At 68.6% G+C, this 15086-nt stretch carries 14 protein-coding genes and 1 tRNA gene; 5 read left to right on the top strand and 10 right to left on the bottom strand.

What is annotated here, in order from left to right:
- From AB0M36_RS19765 to AB0M36_RS19745, 5 genes are all read right to left on the bottom strand, one after another.
- On the bottom strand, positions 1–1503 hold the full coding sequence (locus tag AB0M36_RS19765; protein WP_364159425.1) for a penicillin-binding transpeptidase domain-containing protein: 1503 nt from the start codon (positions 1501–1503) through the stop codon (positions 1–3).
- Positions 1500–2957 carry an FtsW/RodA/SpoVE family cell cycle protein gene (locus tag AB0M36_RS19760; RefSeq protein WP_364159423.1) on the bottom strand — a complete coding sequence of 486 codons (1458 nt, stop codon included), beginning with the start codon at positions 2955–2957 and terminating at the stop codon, positions 1500–1502. Before AB0M36_RS19760 ends, AB0M36_RS19765 begins: the two co-directional genes overlap by 4 nt.
- Positions 2958–3035: 78 nt before the next feature.
- The gene (locus AB0M36_RS19755) at positions 3036–4460 is read right to left on the bottom strand and encodes a PP2C family serine/threonine-protein phosphatase (RefSeq protein ID WP_364159421.1); all 1425 of its coding nucleotides are present in this window, start codon (positions 4458–4460) and stop codon (positions 3036–3038) included.
- A complete protein-coding gene (locus AB0M36_RS19750; RefSeq protein WP_071804040.1) occupies positions 4457–4939 on the bottom strand; it encodes an FHA domain-containing protein in 483 nt (160 codons plus the stop codon). Before AB0M36_RS19750 ends, AB0M36_RS19755 begins: the two co-directional genes overlap by 4 nt.
- Positions 4940–4944: 5 nt before the next feature.
- A complete protein-coding gene (locus AB0M36_RS19745; RefSeq protein ID WP_364159419.1) occupies positions 4945–5730 on the bottom strand; it encodes a DUF3662 and FHA domain-containing protein in 786 nt (261 codons plus the stop codon).
- 168 nt (positions 5731–5898) lie between these two features.
- Here AB0M36_RS19745 and AB0M36_RS19740 point away from each other — a divergent pair.
- From AB0M36_RS19740 to AB0M36_RS19725, 4 genes are all read left to right on the top strand, one after another.
- Positions 5899–5981 (top strand) — tRNA-Leu (locus tag AB0M36_RS19740).
- A 686-nt stretch (positions 5982–6667) separates the two neighbouring features.
- Entirely contained in the window at positions 6668–7741 is a 1074-nt protein-coding gene (locus tag AB0M36_RS19735) for an NAD-dependent epimerase/dehydratase family protein (protein WP_364159418.1), read from the top strand.
- The gene (locus AB0M36_RS19730) at positions 7738–8544 is read left to right on the top strand and encodes a WecB/TagA/CpsF family glycosyltransferase (protein ID WP_364159657.1); all 807 of its coding nucleotides are present in this window, start codon (positions 7738–7740) and stop codon (positions 8542–8544) included. Before AB0M36_RS19735 ends, AB0M36_RS19730 begins: the two co-directional genes overlap by 4 nt.
- 620 nt (positions 8545–9164) lie before the next feature.
- The gene (locus AB0M36_RS19725; RefSeq protein WP_364159417.1) at positions 9165–9830 is read left to right on the top strand and encodes a hypothetical protein; all 666 of its coding nucleotides are present in this window, start codon (positions 9165–9167) and stop codon (positions 9828–9830) included.
- 18 nt (positions 9831–9848) lie between these two features.
- Here the strand turns inward: AB0M36_RS19725 and AB0M36_RS19720 are convergent, their stop codons facing one another.
- From AB0M36_RS19720 to AB0M36_RS19710, 3 genes are all read right to left on the bottom strand, one after another.
- Positions 9849–10301, bottom strand: coding sequence for a hypothetical protein (locus tag AB0M36_RS19720; protein ID WP_364159415.1), 453 nt, complete (start codon positions 10299–10301; stop codon positions 9849–9851).
- A gap of 555 nt (positions 10302–10856) precedes the next feature.
- A complete protein-coding gene (locus AB0M36_RS19715; protein WP_071804030.1) occupies positions 10857–11081 on the bottom strand; it encodes a DUF397 domain-containing protein in 225 nt (74 codons plus the stop codon).
- Positions 11045–11926: a helix-turn-helix transcriptional regulator gene (locus AB0M36_RS19710; protein WP_364159655.1), complete on the bottom strand. Its 882-nt coding sequence runs from the start codon at positions 11924–11926 to the stop codon at positions 11045–11047. The genes AB0M36_RS19715 and AB0M36_RS19710 overlap by 37 nt, the downstream gene beginning before the upstream one ends.
- Positions 11927–12368: 442 nt before the next feature.
- Here AB0M36_RS19710 and AB0M36_RS19705 point away from each other — a divergent pair, with 442 nt between their 5' ends.
- Complete coding sequence (locus AB0M36_RS19705) at positions 12369–12668, top strand: hypothetical protein (protein ID WP_364159413.1); 300 nt, start codon at positions 12369–12371, stop codon at positions 12666–12668.
- Between the two features lie 25 nt (positions 12669–12693).
- Here the strand turns inward: AB0M36_RS19705 and AB0M36_RS19700 are convergent, their stop codons facing one another.
- The gene (locus AB0M36_RS19700) at positions 12694–13611 is read right to left on the bottom strand and encodes a PASTA domain-containing protein (protein WP_364159411.1); all 918 of its coding nucleotides are present in this window, start codon (positions 13609–13611) and stop codon (positions 12694–12696) included.
- Positions 13612–13799: 188 nt separating this feature from the next.
- Complete coding sequence (locus AB0M36_RS19695; RefSeq protein WP_364159409.1) at positions 13800–14162, bottom strand: hypothetical protein; 363 nt, start codon at positions 14160–14162, stop codon at positions 13800–13802.
- Positions 14163–15086: the final 924 nt, after the last annotated feature.

Here is a 15086-nt window from a genome sequence, read left to right as displayed (position 1 = left end):
TCAGTCCCCTCCTCCGCCGGCAGCGGCCTTCATGATGAGGCCGCCGATCCGGGCGGCCTCGCCGCTGCCATGGGCGGCAGGGACCCGCTCCATCATGACGCACACCGCGGAGACCGCCTGACCCTCGTCGTCGAAGGCGAAACCGATGAACCAGCCGTGCGGGTCCTCGCCCTCGCCGTTCTCCGCCGTACCCGTCTTGCCGCCGACCTCGAACCCGTCGATCTTCGCCTGGATGCCGGTGCCGTTCTCGACGACGCTGACCATCATGTCCTTGAGATCGCCGGCGACCCCGTCGTTGATCGGCGTCCGCAGCGTCTCCGGGTTGGCGTTGTAGATCGCCCGCCGGTCAGCACCCAGGAGCTGCTGGACGAGGAAGGGCCGCATCTGCCGACCGCCGTTGGCGACCGTTGCGGCCATCAGCGCGCCCTGGACGGTGGTCATCCGGACCTCGTTCTGCCCGATCGACGACTGGGCGAGAGCCGCCTGGTCGACGCTGCCGTCCGGGTTCCGCATCTCACCCATGCGGCTGGCCGCCACCGGCAGCCCGCCGCCCTTCAGGTTGCCGATCGACAGGTCGTCCTGCTCGAAGCCCCAGTCCTCGGCTTCCTGCTTGACCTTGTCGCCGCCGAGCTTGACGCCCAGGCGGGCGAAGCCGGTGTTGCAACTCTCGGTAAGCGCCTGCTTGAGGGTCACCTGGTCTTCGGGACACACGCTGGGAGCGGCGTTGCGGATCGGCTTGCCCGCCCCCGGCGCGGTGTACTCCGGGCCGGCGTCGATCGCGGTGCCCGGCTTGTAGCCGTTCTTCAGCGCCACCGACGACATGATGACCTTCATGGTGGAACCGGGCGGGTAGTTCTCGGAGGTCGCCCGGTTGAGCAGCGGCTTGTCCTTGTCCTTGAGGAGCTCGTTGTAGGCCGCCGCCGCCGCTTTGTTGTCGTGGGAGGCCAGGGGGTTGGGGTCGAAGCTCGGCATCGACACCATGGCCTGGACGGCGCCCGTGCGCGGGTCGATCGCGACCGCGGACCCCTTCGTGGCGCCGGACTGGTTCTTGGTCAGCTGCTTCCAGGCGACTTCCTGCGCCTTCGGCTTGATCGACAGCAGGACGTTGCCGCCGCCGGGCTGCTCGCCGGTGAACATGGCGCTGATCCGATCGGCGAGAAGCTTGTCGCTGGCGCCGGAGAGGAAGTCGTTCTCGCTGCGCTCGATGCCGACCTCGCCGATGTTGACCGGCTTGTAACCGACGATCGGCGCGTACACCTGCTTCTCCGGGTACACCCGCAGGTACTTGAGGGTGCCGTCGGTCGGCTTGCTCGAGGCCAGCGGCCGGCCGCTGGCCTCGATCACCCCGCGGGGCACCTCGTACTCGGCGACCTGCACCCGGCCGTTGTAGTCGCTGGTGCGGTAGTCGTCCGCCTTGTAGGCCTGCACCCAGTTGAGATTGGCGAAGAGCAGGCCGAAGAGGACGAGGATGACCACGCCGGCCTTACGCAGGGGAGCGTTCACGGCTTGATCACCTCCGTCATGGCGCCGTGCAGCTGAGCGGGCGGCTTCTTCGGCCCGGCGGGCTGTGCCGCCGGGCCTCCGGTGACCGGCTTGCGACCGGCGTCCGAGATCCGCAACAGCATCGCGACGAGCAGCCAGTTGGCCATCAGGGACGAACCACCAGCGGACAGGAACGGCGTCGTCTGGCCGGTCAGCGGGATCAGACCGGTGATGCCACCCAGGATGACGAAGACCTGCAACCCGAGCGTGAACGCCAGGCCGCCGGCCACCAGCTTGCCGAAGGAGTCGCGTACGCCCAGGGCCGCCCGCAGGCCGCGCTCGACGAGGAGCAGGTAGCAGACGAGCAGGGCGGACAGGCCGAACAGGCCGATCTCCTCGCCCAGGCCCGCGAAGATGAAGTCGGTACGCACCTCGGGCACCAGCCACGGCGAACCCGCACCCGGCCCGGAGCCGAACATCCCGCCCGTTCCGAGGCCGAGCAGGCCCTGCACCAGCTGGAAGCTGCCGCCGAACTCCCGCTCGTAGAACTCCTTGGCGAACGGGTCCAGCCAGACCGAGGCCCGGTCGTAGAAGTTGAGGAAGGGCCCACCCACCGACTCGCCCAGCAGGTAGGCCACGTAGACGCCACCGAAGAACATCAGCAGACCGATGATCAGCCAGCTCGCGCGTTCGGTGGCCACATAGAGCGTCACCACGAACAGCCCGAAGTACAGCAAGGCCGTACCGAGGTCCTTCTCGAAGACGAGGACCAACAGCGACAGCAGCCAGACGGTGACGACCGGACCGAGGTCGCGGCCACGAGGAAAGTCGATGCCAAGGAACCGGCGGCTGGCGAGCGAGAGCACCTCACGCTTGCGGACCAGGTAATACGCGAAGAAGGAGACCAGCGCCAGCTTCGCGAACTCACCGGGCTGGATCGAGAAGGAGCCGATCCGGATCCAGAGGCGCGCGCCGTTGATCTCGGAGATGCTCGCCGGCAGGATCGCCGGCAGCATCACCAGGACGATACCGACCAGGCCCAGCGTGTACGCGTAGCGCGAGACGACCTTGTGATCACGGATGATCAGCAGGAGCCCCGCCGCCAGGATCAACGCCAGGAGCGTCCACATGAGCTGCTTACCGCCGGTGCCGGAGAAGATGCCCGGAATCGGCAGCTTCCGGGCGATCGCCTGCTCGATGTCCATGCGGCGCAGGAAGGCGACGCCCAGGCCATTGATCAGAGCGACGGCCGGAATCAGCACCGGATCCGCGTGCACCGCGGTGAACCGCACGACGAAGTGCAAGCCGACGAAGAGGATGCCGAGCAACACCGGCGGCACCCAGAACGTCGAGGTGAGAGTGTCGAGCTGATGAGCCTCGACGGTGGCGCCGAAGAGCGCCACGATCACCATCGCGAACAGGAGCAGACCGAGTTCCGCGTTGCGTCCCGTACTCGTGCCCGAGATGCGCGGCATCTCACCCGTGGCAGCGGGTGTGGGTGCCGGGAATGCGGGCGCGGTCAAGAGGTCCCCAGACTTCAGTCAGGCGGGCGCTCAGTCCACGGGCCGGCACCCGACCGGGTCGTTGGTGACCGGCGGGGGCGAGTCCGAGGGCTGGGCATCCGGAATGGTGGCAGGCGCGAGGGCGGGCGCCGACGAGGCGCCGCCGCGGGCAGGAGCCGAGGGCTTGGTCGTCGGCGTCACCGAGGGGTTCGCCGCCGTCGGGGTAGAGGACGGCACGGCGCTCGGAGCGCACACCGGCTTGAGGTTCGGGTTGGACGCGTCCTCGCTGGTCAGCTCGAGCAGGCGGCGCTGCGCGTCGGGCTTGTTGTCGGCGTGGATGCCCTGCTTGACCCGGTCCTGCGCGACCGTGGTGAGGTCGTCCAGACGGGCGGTACTGGTCTCGTCGACACTCGACAGGTCGAGGCCCGCGATCTGCCCGGGCACGCCCTGGAAAATCGCGAGCTGTCCCTGGTCTGTGGCGCCGACGTAATACTGCTCCTGGGTGTACTTCCAGCCCGTCCAGAGGCCGCCGCCCAGAAAGGCGAGAAGCAGCAGGACCAGCATGGCGGTACGCACCGGGTGCCGCTTGGGCCGCTCCGGCTCGTCACGTTCGTACGCCGCGCCCTCGGGCTGAGCCGGACGGGGCGGCGCCTGCAACGCGGCCGCACGGGCCGCCGCACTGGAACTGTCAGCCACGGTCGAATTGCCGCGATCGCGGGCGGCCGCGCCACCGACGATGGGCGCCTGCTCGACGATGTCCGCGTCAGTCGCGTCGGCGACCACCACGGTGATGTTGTCCGGGCCGCCACCGCGCAACGCCAGCTGCACGAGCCGTTCCACGCAAACCTGCGGATCCGGGATGTCCCGCATGCTCTCGCCGATCGTCTCCGCACTGACCACGCCGGACAAACCGTCGCTGCAGATCAGATAACGGTCGCCCTTGAGCACCTGGCGAACCGAATACTCCGGATCGATGTCGCGGCCGTCGAGGGCACGCGTAAGCAGGGAGCGCTGCGGATGGCTGCTCGCCTCCTCCGGACTGATCCGGCCCTCGTCGACGAGCATCTGGACGTACGTGTCGTCCTTGGTGATCTGGGAGAACTCACCGTGACGCAACAGGTAGGCACGGGAGTCACCGATGTGCACCATGCCGATCTTGCTGCCGGAGAACAGCACGGCCGTCAGCGTCGTGCCCATCCCCTCCAACTGAGGATTGGCGTCGACGGTGTCCCGCAGCTGCTGGTTGGCCGCCCCGACCGCGCCGCGCAAGGCGTCGACGAGGGCATCGCCCGGCACGTCCTCGTCCAGCGGAGCCATGGCGGCAATGACGATGTTGCTGGCGACGTCACCGGCGGCCATACCGCCCATGCCGTCGGCGACGGCGAGCAGCCGCGGTCCGGCGTAGACGGAATCTTGATTTCCGTCTCGGATCAGACCGCGGTCACTCTGGGCGGCATAGCGCAGGGTCAGGGTCATGGCCGTAACTCGAGAGAAGTGCGGCCGATCCGGATCGGCACGCCAAGGGGGACGGGAGTAGGTCCGGAGACCTTACCGCGATCGAGATAGGTCCCGTTCGTCGAGCCGAGATCCTCGACGAACCACTGCCCGTCGCGCGGAACAAGCCGGGCGTGCCGAGCGGACGCGAAGTCGTCAGTGATGACGAGCGTGGAGTCCTCGGCACGCCCTATCGTGATTTGCGCCTCACCGAGCGTGATCCGCGTGCCGGCCAACTGCCCGGCGGTCACGACCAGCTGCCGCGCCGCCTTACCCCGCTTCGCCTTCGCCGGCCGGCCGGGACTCATCACCCCGCCCACCCCGCGGGGCGAAGCGACGATGCTCTTGGACCGGACGCCGGCGAAAAGATCCTTCCGGATGACCCCGACCACCGTGAACACGAAGATCCACAGCAGGATGAGGAACCCGAAGCGGGCGACAGTGAGGACGAATTCGGGCAAGGTGACTAGCCGTCCACTCGGAACGTCAACGTGGTCGTGCCCAGCTGAATCATGTCGCCCGGATTCAACGCCACCGCCGACACGCGCTGGCCGTTGACCATCGTGCCGTTGGTCGAACCAAGATCGGTCAACACCACCTGGCTGCCGTCATAGTCCAGCCGGGCGTGGCGACGCGAAATGCCGACATCCGGCAGGCGCAGATTCGCCTGATCACCGCGACCGATGACCGTCGAACCCATCTGCAACGGATAGGTACGCCCATCGCCCGACACCAGGCCGACATTTCGGCCATTGTGCCCGTGCTGCTGGTACCCACCCTGCTGCTGCTGGTCATACGGCGAATACGCGGGCTGGGCGTCATACGCCGGCTGCTGCACCGGAGCGACCTCGCCGCCCGTATACACCTCCGCCGTCACCCGGAACATGCCCGTGTCGAGCCCATCGCCCCGCTCGATCTCGACGATGACATCGCCATAGACCGTCCAAGCCTGCTCGCCGATGAACTCCGCCTGCGACTGGGCCAACTCCTGGGCCAACGCGGCGGCATACGGCGCCAGCCTGCTGTGGTCGTACGGCGAGAGATCGATCACGTAGCGGTTAGGCACCAAGGTGCGGCCACCCGCGAGGATAGCCTTGTGCGCCTCGGCCTCCCGCTGCATGGCATTCAGAATCTCCACTGGGTGCACGACACCCTTGAACACCTTCGCGAAGGCCCCCTCGACCAGGCCTTCCAACCGCTTCTCAAAGCGCTGCAGCACGCTCACCGGCTCCTCCTCGGGTTCCGAGGACATGATGGTATCCGGCCGCCGCTTGCGCATCTTCGCGACGAGCGACCGGTCGCTCCTGACCCTCGTATAACGGCCCACACCGCCGTGCTAATCTTCCCTGGCGTCACGGGCAGTACCTGCTCGCGATGTAACGAGGGACAGCGTAATCTGTTCCGGCTGATGCAGTGCCACGGGGATGTGGCGGAATGGCAGACGCGCACGGTTCAGGTCCGTGTGTCCGAAAGGACGTGGGGGTTCAACTCCCCCCATCCCCACGAGCGACAGGCGACCTCTGTCCGCGGAAAGCGCGGACCGGGGTCGCTCTTTTTGTCTGCTCCGGGGGCCGAGCCCCCGGAGGCCCCACGGTGCGGTGGTTGCTGTGGGTGGGTTTCTTGCGGTTGGTGACTTGTGCGGCTGCGCCGCCCTCGATTTGCGGGGGCGGCTTCGCCGGGTGGGGTGGGGCGGCTCGCTTCGCTGCGCCTGGCTACGCGTCGCTGCGCCTGGCTACGCGTCGCTGCGCCACGCTGCGCATCACCCCCGCCTAGCTGCGCACCACCCTGCCTAGCTGCGCACCACTCCGCCTTGCTGCGCACCACTCGCTTGGTGCGCACCGTTGCGCCTGGCGGCGCGTCGCTTCGCTTGGCTGTCGGCTTCGGTCGCGCTGGGTTGCCCTTGCCTTGGCCCCGCCGCTTTGGCGACCCGTCTTGCCCTTGCCTTGCCCTTGGACCTCGCATTGGCCCCTCGCCGTTGATCTCTCGCCCTTTTGACACCTCCCTCTCGACGCCCCCCTTCACCCCTCCGCCTCGACCCCTGTGCCTTTGGCCCTTCCGCGTCGACTCTTTTGGGGGGTGGGGTTTGGGGGGGTTGGGGGGACTTCGTTTGGGTGACAAGGGGGTGGGGGGTGGGGGCGGGTTATGCTCTCGACTGGTTTTTTGGTGTCGAGATCTCTGGAGATTCGCTCGTGGCCGTTGCTCTTGTTACCGGATCAGGTGGGCTCATCGGGTCCGAGGCGGTGCGGCACTTCGCCGGGCTGGGTCTCGATGTGGTCGGGATCGACAACGACATGCGGCAGGAGTTTTTTGGGGCTGAGGCCTCTACCGCGTGGAATGTGCAGCGGCTGACCGCTGATCTCGGGGGCGCCTACGAGCACCATGGGGTGGACATCCGGGACCGGGACGCGGTGGCGCGGATCTTCCAGCGATACAGCAAGGACATCGCGGTCGTGATCCATGCCGCGGCGCAGCCTTCGCATGACTGGGCGGTGCGGGACCCGTACACGGACTTTGATGTCAATGCCGGTGGCACGCTGACGATGCTGCAGAACACGCGGGAACACTGCATCGAGGCGCCGTTCATCCACTGCTCCACCAACAAGGTGTACGGCGACACCCCGAACCGGTTGCCGCTCGTCGAGCAGGAGACGCGGTGGGAGCTTGACCCGGCGCATCCCTACTACGAGGGCATCACCGAGGACATGTCGATCGACGGGTGTCTGCACTCGATCTTCGGCGCTTCCAAGGTCGCGGCCGATGTCATGGCCCAGGAGTACGGCCGGTATTTCGGAATGAAGACGGCGATCTTCCGGGGTGGCACGCTCACCGGGCCGGCCCACTCCGCGACCGAGCTGCACGGCTTCCTCGGGTACGTCATGCGCGCCAACATGGAGCGGCGCACGTACCGGATCTTCGGCTACAAGGGCAAGCAGGTCCGCGACGCCATCCACAGCCACGACGTGCTCAGCGCCTTCGAGGCGTTCTTCCGCAACCCCGGCTCGGCCAAGGTCTACAACCTCGGCGGCGGCCGCCACTCGAACTGCTCCAACCTCGAGGCGTTCGCCATGGCGGCGAAGATCAGCGGCACCGAGATGATCACCGAGTACGTCGACGACAACCGCATCGGCGACCACCAGTGGTGGATCGGCTCGATGGCCGCCTTCCAGGCCGACTACCCGGACTGGAAGCAGGTCTACGACGTACCGATGATCCTTCAGGAGATCTACGAGGCCAACGTCGACAAGTGGGTCCCGGGGTCATGATCGATCGGGGCAAGCAGAACGTCCTCGGCGTCCTTGTCGACGCCGTCGACTACGACGCTGCCACCGCCAGAATCATCGAGGCCGCCCGGGAGCGCCGGCACTACGCCGTCACCGCGCTCGCCGTGCACGGGGTGATGACCGGCGTGCAGGACAAGGCGCACAACGCCCGCCTCAACTCGTTCGACCTCGTGACGCCCGACGGCCAGCCCGTCCGCGGCGCACTCAACCTTCTGCACAGGGCCGGCCTCGGCGATCGTGTCTACGGCCCGGAGCTCACCCTGCGGGTCCTGCGCCAGGCGGCGGAAGAAGGCCTGCCGATCTACCTGTACGGGTCGACCGACACCACCCTGGACAAACTGGTCCCGGCGCTGGAGAAGATGTTTCCGGCCCTGAAGCTCGCCGGCGTCGAGTCCTCCAAGTTCCGCACCAACCGCCCCGGCGAAGAGGTGGAGATCGCCGACCGGATCAAGGCTTCCGGTGCCCGGATCGTCCTGGTCGGCCTCGGCTGCCCACGGCAGGAGATCTGGGCGCACGCCATGCGCCCGTTGCTGGACATGCCGCTGCTCGCGGTGGGTGCGGCCTTCGACTACCACGCTGGCCTGCTGAAAAACCCGCCGCCGTGGATGCAGAAGTACGCACTCGAGTGGCTGTGGCGGCTCGGCCTCGAACCCAAGCGGCTGTGGAAGCGCTACATCCTGCTGAATCCGGCCTACGTGTCGCGGCTCGCCGTGCAGAAGGCGGGCGTCTGGAAGGCGGCGCCGCCGGCCGCGTCGAGCGAGCCGGTCCAGAACTTCGCCGTCTGAGGACGGCGCTCTCGCCGTGACCGGCGGTGCCGGCTAGCGGGGAGGTTCGCGATAGCGGGCGTGCCGGGCGGCTAGGCAGCGCCGGGTGGCTGGGCAGCACCGGGCGGCTGGGCAGCACCGGGCGGCTGGGCAGCACCGGGCGGCTGGGCAGCACCGGGCGGCTGGGCAGCACCGGGCGGCTGGGCAGCACCGGGAGGCTGGGCAGCACCGGGAGGCTGGGCAGCGCAGGGCGGCTGGGCAGTGCAGGGGCGGCTGGGCGAGGCCGGGTGGCTAGGCGGCGCCGAGTGGCTTTGCGGTTACCCGTAGCTGAGTGGTTCGGGATGGCGGGCGGTGCCGGGATCCCCGCCGCGTCGCGGGTGGGATCCCGGCCGACCTCCCCAGGTCGTGCTCGTCGCCACCGGCGTGCGGCCCCTTTGATCCCTCCGCGTCGCCGGGCTTCTGGCCCCCGACACTAGGACAGACGTCACGGTCGCAACAGGGGGCATTGTCCGCTTCGCCCATTGGAATGAGAGCGCACAGTAACGGTCCAAGCACACCATGTCATGGGGGTGGCCCCTAGGGGGCGGGGATCCGGCTATCTCCCGGTTTCGCGGCTTGCGTGGGTGGTGAAGTGTGTCGATGTGAACACCACGACGGACGTCATCCTCGTCGGCACCCTCGCCGCGGCCTGGCTCGCCGCCGGCCTGCTCGTCGAAACGCTCCCGGGCGCCCACACGGCTCGCGAGCTTCGCCGGCGGGCCCGGGCGCTGTCCATCGTGGTCGGTGCGGGGGTCGTGGCGCTCCTCGCCGTACCGTTGGTGACCGGTCTTCTGCCCGGCGAGTCGATGGCGCCGGCGGCCGCGCTGCTTGCCGCCGTACCCGCAATGATTGTGGTGACGGTGACCGCGCGCCGCCTCGCTCAGCTTCGGCGCGGTGTCAATGCGTTCGCCACGGCGCCGATGGCGCCGGCGCCGCTGGCGCTGCTGGCTGCCGCCGCCCATCCGCTGGTCGCCGCACCACTGCAGGCGACCGGGCTGGCGGCCGCGATCGGTGTGGCATCCGTGGCCGGGATCGTCGAGGTTTCACGGACGGACGTCAGCGGCGTCGCGCTCACCGCGGCCGCCGTGATCGTGACTGTGATCGCGCTCGCAGCACGGCACGCCGCGCGGCACAGCCGGCTCAGCCTGGCCGTGCTCGCGCCGCTGTCCCGTGGCGGATTGCGTGCCCGCCCGGAGGCACAACCACAGCTCGAGGCAGCTGTCCCGCTGCCGGCGCCGGCCATCCGGGAGGCGGACATGATCGGCTGAGCCGCCCCGGTCGCCGGATTACTGACGCTTGGCTTCCTGCACGTAGAGCAGCTCGAGAATCGAGCGGGCCGCCTCGAACCAGCGGTCCAGCCACTCCGACGGCGGCATCGTGCCCCGGGTCGGGAGTTCCAGCAGCAGGCCGCGCAACAGCGGGTGATCCGCCATCGACTGCGAGGGCGCCGCGTCGACCCAGGCGCTCGGCGAGAAGACCGGCTCGGTCAGGCCTTGCATGTCCAATGAGGGCAGCTTCGCGGCCCGGTCCAGCGCGCTGGTCGGCTCGATCGGGGTGCGGGTCGGCAGGCCCGACGAAGACAGGCTCGGTCCGCTGCCACGCGACACCAGTTCGCCGTCGCCGTTCTCGGCCGCGAGTGCGGCCTCGCGCCGGTTCTGCCGGTACGCGCTCACGCCACCGCTGAAGCGGTCCTGCGCGGTCGACGTCCCGTTGCTCAGATTGTCGGAACCCATCGTCATCGTTTTCGCCTTGCCTCGCTCGTTGAGTTGACCCTGCCCGCACCGTCACGCGAGGGGGACGGTCAGCCGTACGGGCAGAGCAGCGGTACGCCGGCGCGGTCCGGCCCGCGCTTAAGGCGTTCAACGAGGAGACTCCCCGAGGAGCGACGGTGCAAATCCGGCGAAATACGACGAACGCCTTCGCCGGTCGCCGCGGCACTGGGCCGCGCGTCGGTGATCCGGTCGATGGACGGCGGCGTTTGCCGAGCACACGCGGGCGCCGGGATGCGGCCGAGACGGAGCAGCTGATCGGCGGTCCTGCCCGGGGCGGGGGTGCGGCCGATAGGCGGTCGCGCCGGGCCGGAATGAGACAGCGGGCCTGCCCGGGCGGAGGTGCGGCCGGAGTCAGACGGCGATCATGCTCGGAGGCGGGGACTGGAGTTGATCAGCACTCGCCGGAGTGGGAATGGCCGGGACCGGTCGGCGACCACGCTCCGTTGCGGGAGCGAGAGCGGTCGACGAGCCGGTCCGGCACCATCCCCCGCGGGGCCGTCCCCGATCCGGCGTCGCGCACCGCTACAGGTCGAACTCACCGTCCTTGGCGCCGCCGACGAAGGCGTCCCATTCCTCGGCGGTGAAGATCAGTGCGGGTCCCGTCGGGTTCTTCGAGTCGCGTACGGCGATGGCCTCGTCGACGAATGCCACCTCGACGCAGTTGTCGCAGTTGGGGCCACTGCGCGTGCTCTTGAACCACTCCGCGCGGCTCAGATCGATCCGGAAACCCTTGGTCTCGACTTCCACAATGGCTCCTCTGCCAGCATTACGATCATGTTCTGGGACTCCTCGGGTGAGAGGGCCGTCGCCCGGATGGTGTCGAAGATGGAGTTGTACTTGCGGAGTTCGTCGGTCTTCTCCAGGAACAGACCGCCCGTCGCATTCTCGGCGAACACCACATTCGGGTCCTCGGCATCGGGAAAGTCGAGGATCGCGAAGGTGCCGTCCATGCCGGCGTGGGCGCCCACCGCGAACGGCAGGATCTGGAGGGTCACGTTCGGCAGCTCGGTCATCTCGGCCAATCGCAACAATTGATCGCGCATGACCTCGTCGCCGCCGACCGGCCGGCTCAGCACCGCCTCATCGAGCACCACCCAAAGATCGATCGGATCGTCCTGAATCAATAACGCTTGGCGAGCCATTCGGACTCGTACCCGTTGCTCTATTTCTTGCTCGCTGTCACCCAATCGAGCGGATCGAATCATGGCAATTGCATACTTGTCGGTCTGCAGGAGTCCGGGCACGACCTGCTGCTCGTACGCCCGGATCGACTTCGCCGCCGCCTCGAGCCCCACATATGCGCCGGTAAGCACCGTACTGAAGGGGTGCCACCATCCCTTTTGCCGGGCTTCTCGGGCAATCTGCACCAATTCATCGGATTCGGCGCCGTTAATGCCGTAAATGTCCAACATGTCTTTAACGTCGCGGGGAGTGGCGCTGGTGTGCCCGGTCTCGATCCTGGACACTTTGGACGGTGAGCAGCCCAGCCGGTCGGCGACCACTTCGATCGTCACGCCCGCCGTGTCGCGGTATCTGCGCAGCTCAGCACCGAGTCGGCGGCGTCGGATGGTGGGGCTGCGGCGGGGATTCACGCTTACCTCCGAGGGTGCGACGGGACCGACGAGGCGCTCCGCCGTACGGTGCTTGTCGTTCTCAGTCTCTCTGTTGATCTCTTGATCCTTCAAGCGTCGACAGTGATCACTTCGTCACGGACGGCTGACATGCAACTTGCATCGATTCGAGGCGTGGTGCAATCTTTCGGTATGGCGGAAGTCACTCAACGCTCCCCGGTGATCACGCCTGGCCCAACGCACCGCTGCTCGCGGGAGTCGGCTCCGATCGAATGTCCTACGTGGACTTCGCGAAGACGCGGGGTCCCGGCGGGGACCGACGGCGGCGCTCCGGCACTGTTGTGATGATTTGGCACCCTCACAACCTTGCCAAGGCGTACGAGCCGGGCACACTGGACCATCTGTGTTCGCTGTACGGCAAAACGGTGTTTGCCCCGAGACTGGTTTCAGGACAGGAGTTGACGTGCTTCCTCGTTCCGGCGATGTCATACATGTGACGAAGGCGGCGAGCGTTCAATTCTCATCGCCGATGCTTTTCCGGGTCATCCGCGTTCACGACTGGCCGACGTACGAGGGTTGGATCTGGCTGGACGGCTACGAGCTCAACTCCTCGGGCGACGCGGTGGAGCGCCGATCGATCTTCGTGCAGGTGAGTGGCCTTCGCCAGGTGGGCAAGGCACCCGATCCCCGTACCCGTAACGGCCGGCAGCCGGGCGTGAACTCAGGCGTCCTCCCGGCTCGGGCCATGCGCGCCAACCGCTGAGGTCCGCCGCCCGCGAATTGCCTGGTCAGTCCTCGTCCGCGCCGTCGCTCGGCGCGGACGACGGCGTCGGCGCCGACGCGACGATCAGGTTGATGATCGTGTCGCCGGGCACCTGCTTGCCCTCGCTCGGGTCGCTGTCAATCACCGTCCCGGGCGGCGCTTCCGTGCTCGTCAGGTACCTGAGCCGGTAGTTCAGGCCGCTGCGATTGAGCGCGCCCCTGGCCTCGTCCACAGACAGCCCACGCAGCGCCGGAATGGTGATGTCGCTCGGCGTGCTCGGCGGGGCACTCGTCGGCGGCACCGTGGTGGGCGCGGTCGACGGCGGCTTGGTGGTCGGTTTCGTCGTCGGCGCCGGTGCCGCCGAGGTCGTCCTGACCGGCACCGGGAGCTCCTCATCGTCGTCGCCGGTGGACTGCAGGATCAGCCAGACGCCCCAGCTCAGCATGCTGAGCAGCAACAACGCCACCAGGCCCACGGCGATCGGCATCCACCACTTGCCCCGCGGCTCGTCGCGGGGCACCAGGGCCCAGTCCGTACGCGTCGCATCGCTGGCCGGGTCCGGCCGGCGAACCCCGGCGCGACCCGCCCAGACCTGGTCGTCGTCAGCCCACCCGCCGCCCGCCGCCGGTTGATGCACGGTGGTCGCGTCATCGCCGCCGGCCCGATAGACCGCCGTGGCGTCGTCAGCGTCCGATCCATGGACCGCCGTGGCGTCGTCAGCGTCCGATCCATGGACCGCCGTGGCTTCGTCAGCGTCGGATCCATGGACCGCCGTGGCGTCGTCGGCGGCCGGGAGCGTCTCGGTGTGGTCGGATTCCGCCGGCGTCCGCGGCGACTCGCCGGTTGAATCATCCCCCTTTCGGGGGCGCCCGTTCGGGTGTTTTTTACCCTCATCGGAGGCTTCATCGCGGAAAGGAAAGAACTCGCCGGTGTCGTCGGACATCGCCGTACCTTTCCCTCGCCGGGTTCCTCAGAATCAACTTAACCAATCTTGAAGCATCGGCTCATCAATTCGCAGGCATCGTCCTCGGCGGCTACAGTGCCCCGCATGGCCGCGAAGGGCTGGACAGCGCAGGTGGGAGCCGCGGCCGGAGTGGCCGCGGGGACCGGCGCCGCCCAACTCGGTCTGGGCTACGGCCTGGGCGTGGTGGTCTGGCCCACGAGCGCCACCGCCGACGACAGCGTCTGGCTGAGCAGTCTCGTTTGGGCGACGTGGACGGCGGCGAGCGCCACCGTGTTCGGCGCGGTCATCGCGGGTCGGCTCGGCCGGGCGGTCGGCGGACCCTGGCGCTTCGCGCTTGCGGCATCCGCGGCGGTCGGGGCACTGCTGACGGTCGCGCTGATCGCGCTTCCCGCCCGAGCTTCGGTACGGGCGGACACGTTCTCCCCAGAGACGGTGGCCGGAGGGTACGCCGTCATCGGCGTCCTGGTGGGACTCCTACTCGCGTACTGGGCGGTGGTCTCGCGCCCGGCGGCGGCCAACCTCATCGCCACGGCCTGCTGGCTCTGGGCCCTCGCCGTCGCGGCGGTCGCGGCGGACGTGTTCTGGCACCGGCCGACAGCGACCTACCTGTCGAGCTGGCAGTTCGTCCCCGTCGACGGCGGCACGTACGGCACCATCCGCTGGCCGGAGGCGCTGCTCACGCTGCTGGTGGCCTTCGTCCTCGGCGTCATCGCCGCCGGGCCGGCCGCCCGGCGCGGAGACCTCGGCGTGGGCGCGTCCTCCTCCGGAGCGGTCGGGCCACTGCTGGTCGCAGTCGCCTTCTTCGTCCTGGCGCCACAGCTGACGCCGGACCTCGGCCCGCTCGCCTCCGCATATCTGACGGCACCATATACGGTCCTGACCGGACTCGCGGGCTCGGCGATGACGATCGCTCTCGCCCAGCGGCGCGCCGCTCGACGCGCGGCCCGAGCCGCGGGCGCCGCCGGCATCCCGGGCCAGCGCGCCGCACTTCCGGCCACCCGGGACACGGCGCGTTCCACACTTCCGACCAACCGCGACACCGCGCGTTCCGCACGGACCGGCTCGCCGAACGACCGGCCCTCCGCGGCTGGCGCCGGCAAAGCCGGGCGACCTGGCGCGACAAGCACTGACAAAGCCGGTCGAACTAGCAGCGCCGGCGCCGATAAAGCTGGCGTCGCCGGAACTGGCGTCCCCGGAACTGGCGTCGCCGGAGCTAGCGGAACCGGCAAAGCTGGCGTCGCCGGAACTGGCGTCGCCGGAACTGGCGTCGCCGGAGCTGGCAAAGCTGGCGGAGCCGGTAAGGCTGGCGGGGCTAGCGCGGCGGAAGCTGGCAGAGCCGAGCAGGTGGGAAAGGCCGAGCGATCCGCGCAGGTCAGCGCGGCACAGGCGGAGCGACCCACGGCCGCCGGCGGGGGCAAAGGCAGGAACAAAGGCGGGGACAAAGGCCGGCCGGA

Origin of the sequence: Actinoplanes sp. NPDC051346, assembly GCF_040682215.1 — a bacterium.
Taxonomy (GTDB): domain Bacteria; phylum Actinomycetota; class Actinomycetes; order Mycobacteriales; family Micromonosporaceae; genus Actinoplanes.
Note: the sequence above shows the minus strand (reverse complement) of the source record. Positions and strands in the feature narration are given on the sequence as shown.

Coding starts and splice junctions, on each gene's coding strand:
- AB0M36_RS19760 (WP_364159423.1), bottom strand. CDS start 2,957: ATGCCGCGCATCTCGGGCACGAGTACGGGACGCAACGCGGAACTCGGT.
- AB0M36_RS19755 (WP_364159421.1), bottom strand. CDS start 4,460: ATGACCCTGACCCTGCGCTATGCCGCCCAGAGTGACCGCGGTCTGATC.
- AB0M36_RS19745 (WP_364159419.1), bottom strand. CDS start 5,730: ATGTCCTCGGAACCCGAGGAGGAGCCGGTGAGCGTGCTGCAGCGCTTT.
- AB0M36_RS19730 (WP_364159657.1), top strand. CDS start 7,738: ATGATCGATCGGGGCAAGCAGAACGTCCTCGGCGTCCTTGTCGACGCC.
- AB0M36_RS19720 (WP_364159415.1), bottom strand. CDS start 10,301: ATGACGATGGGTTCCGACAATCTGAGCAACGGGACGTCGACCGCGCAG.
- AB0M36_RS19700 (WP_364159411.1), bottom strand. CDS start 13,611: ATGTCCGACGACACCGGCGAGTTCTTTCCTTTCCGCGATGAAGCCTCC.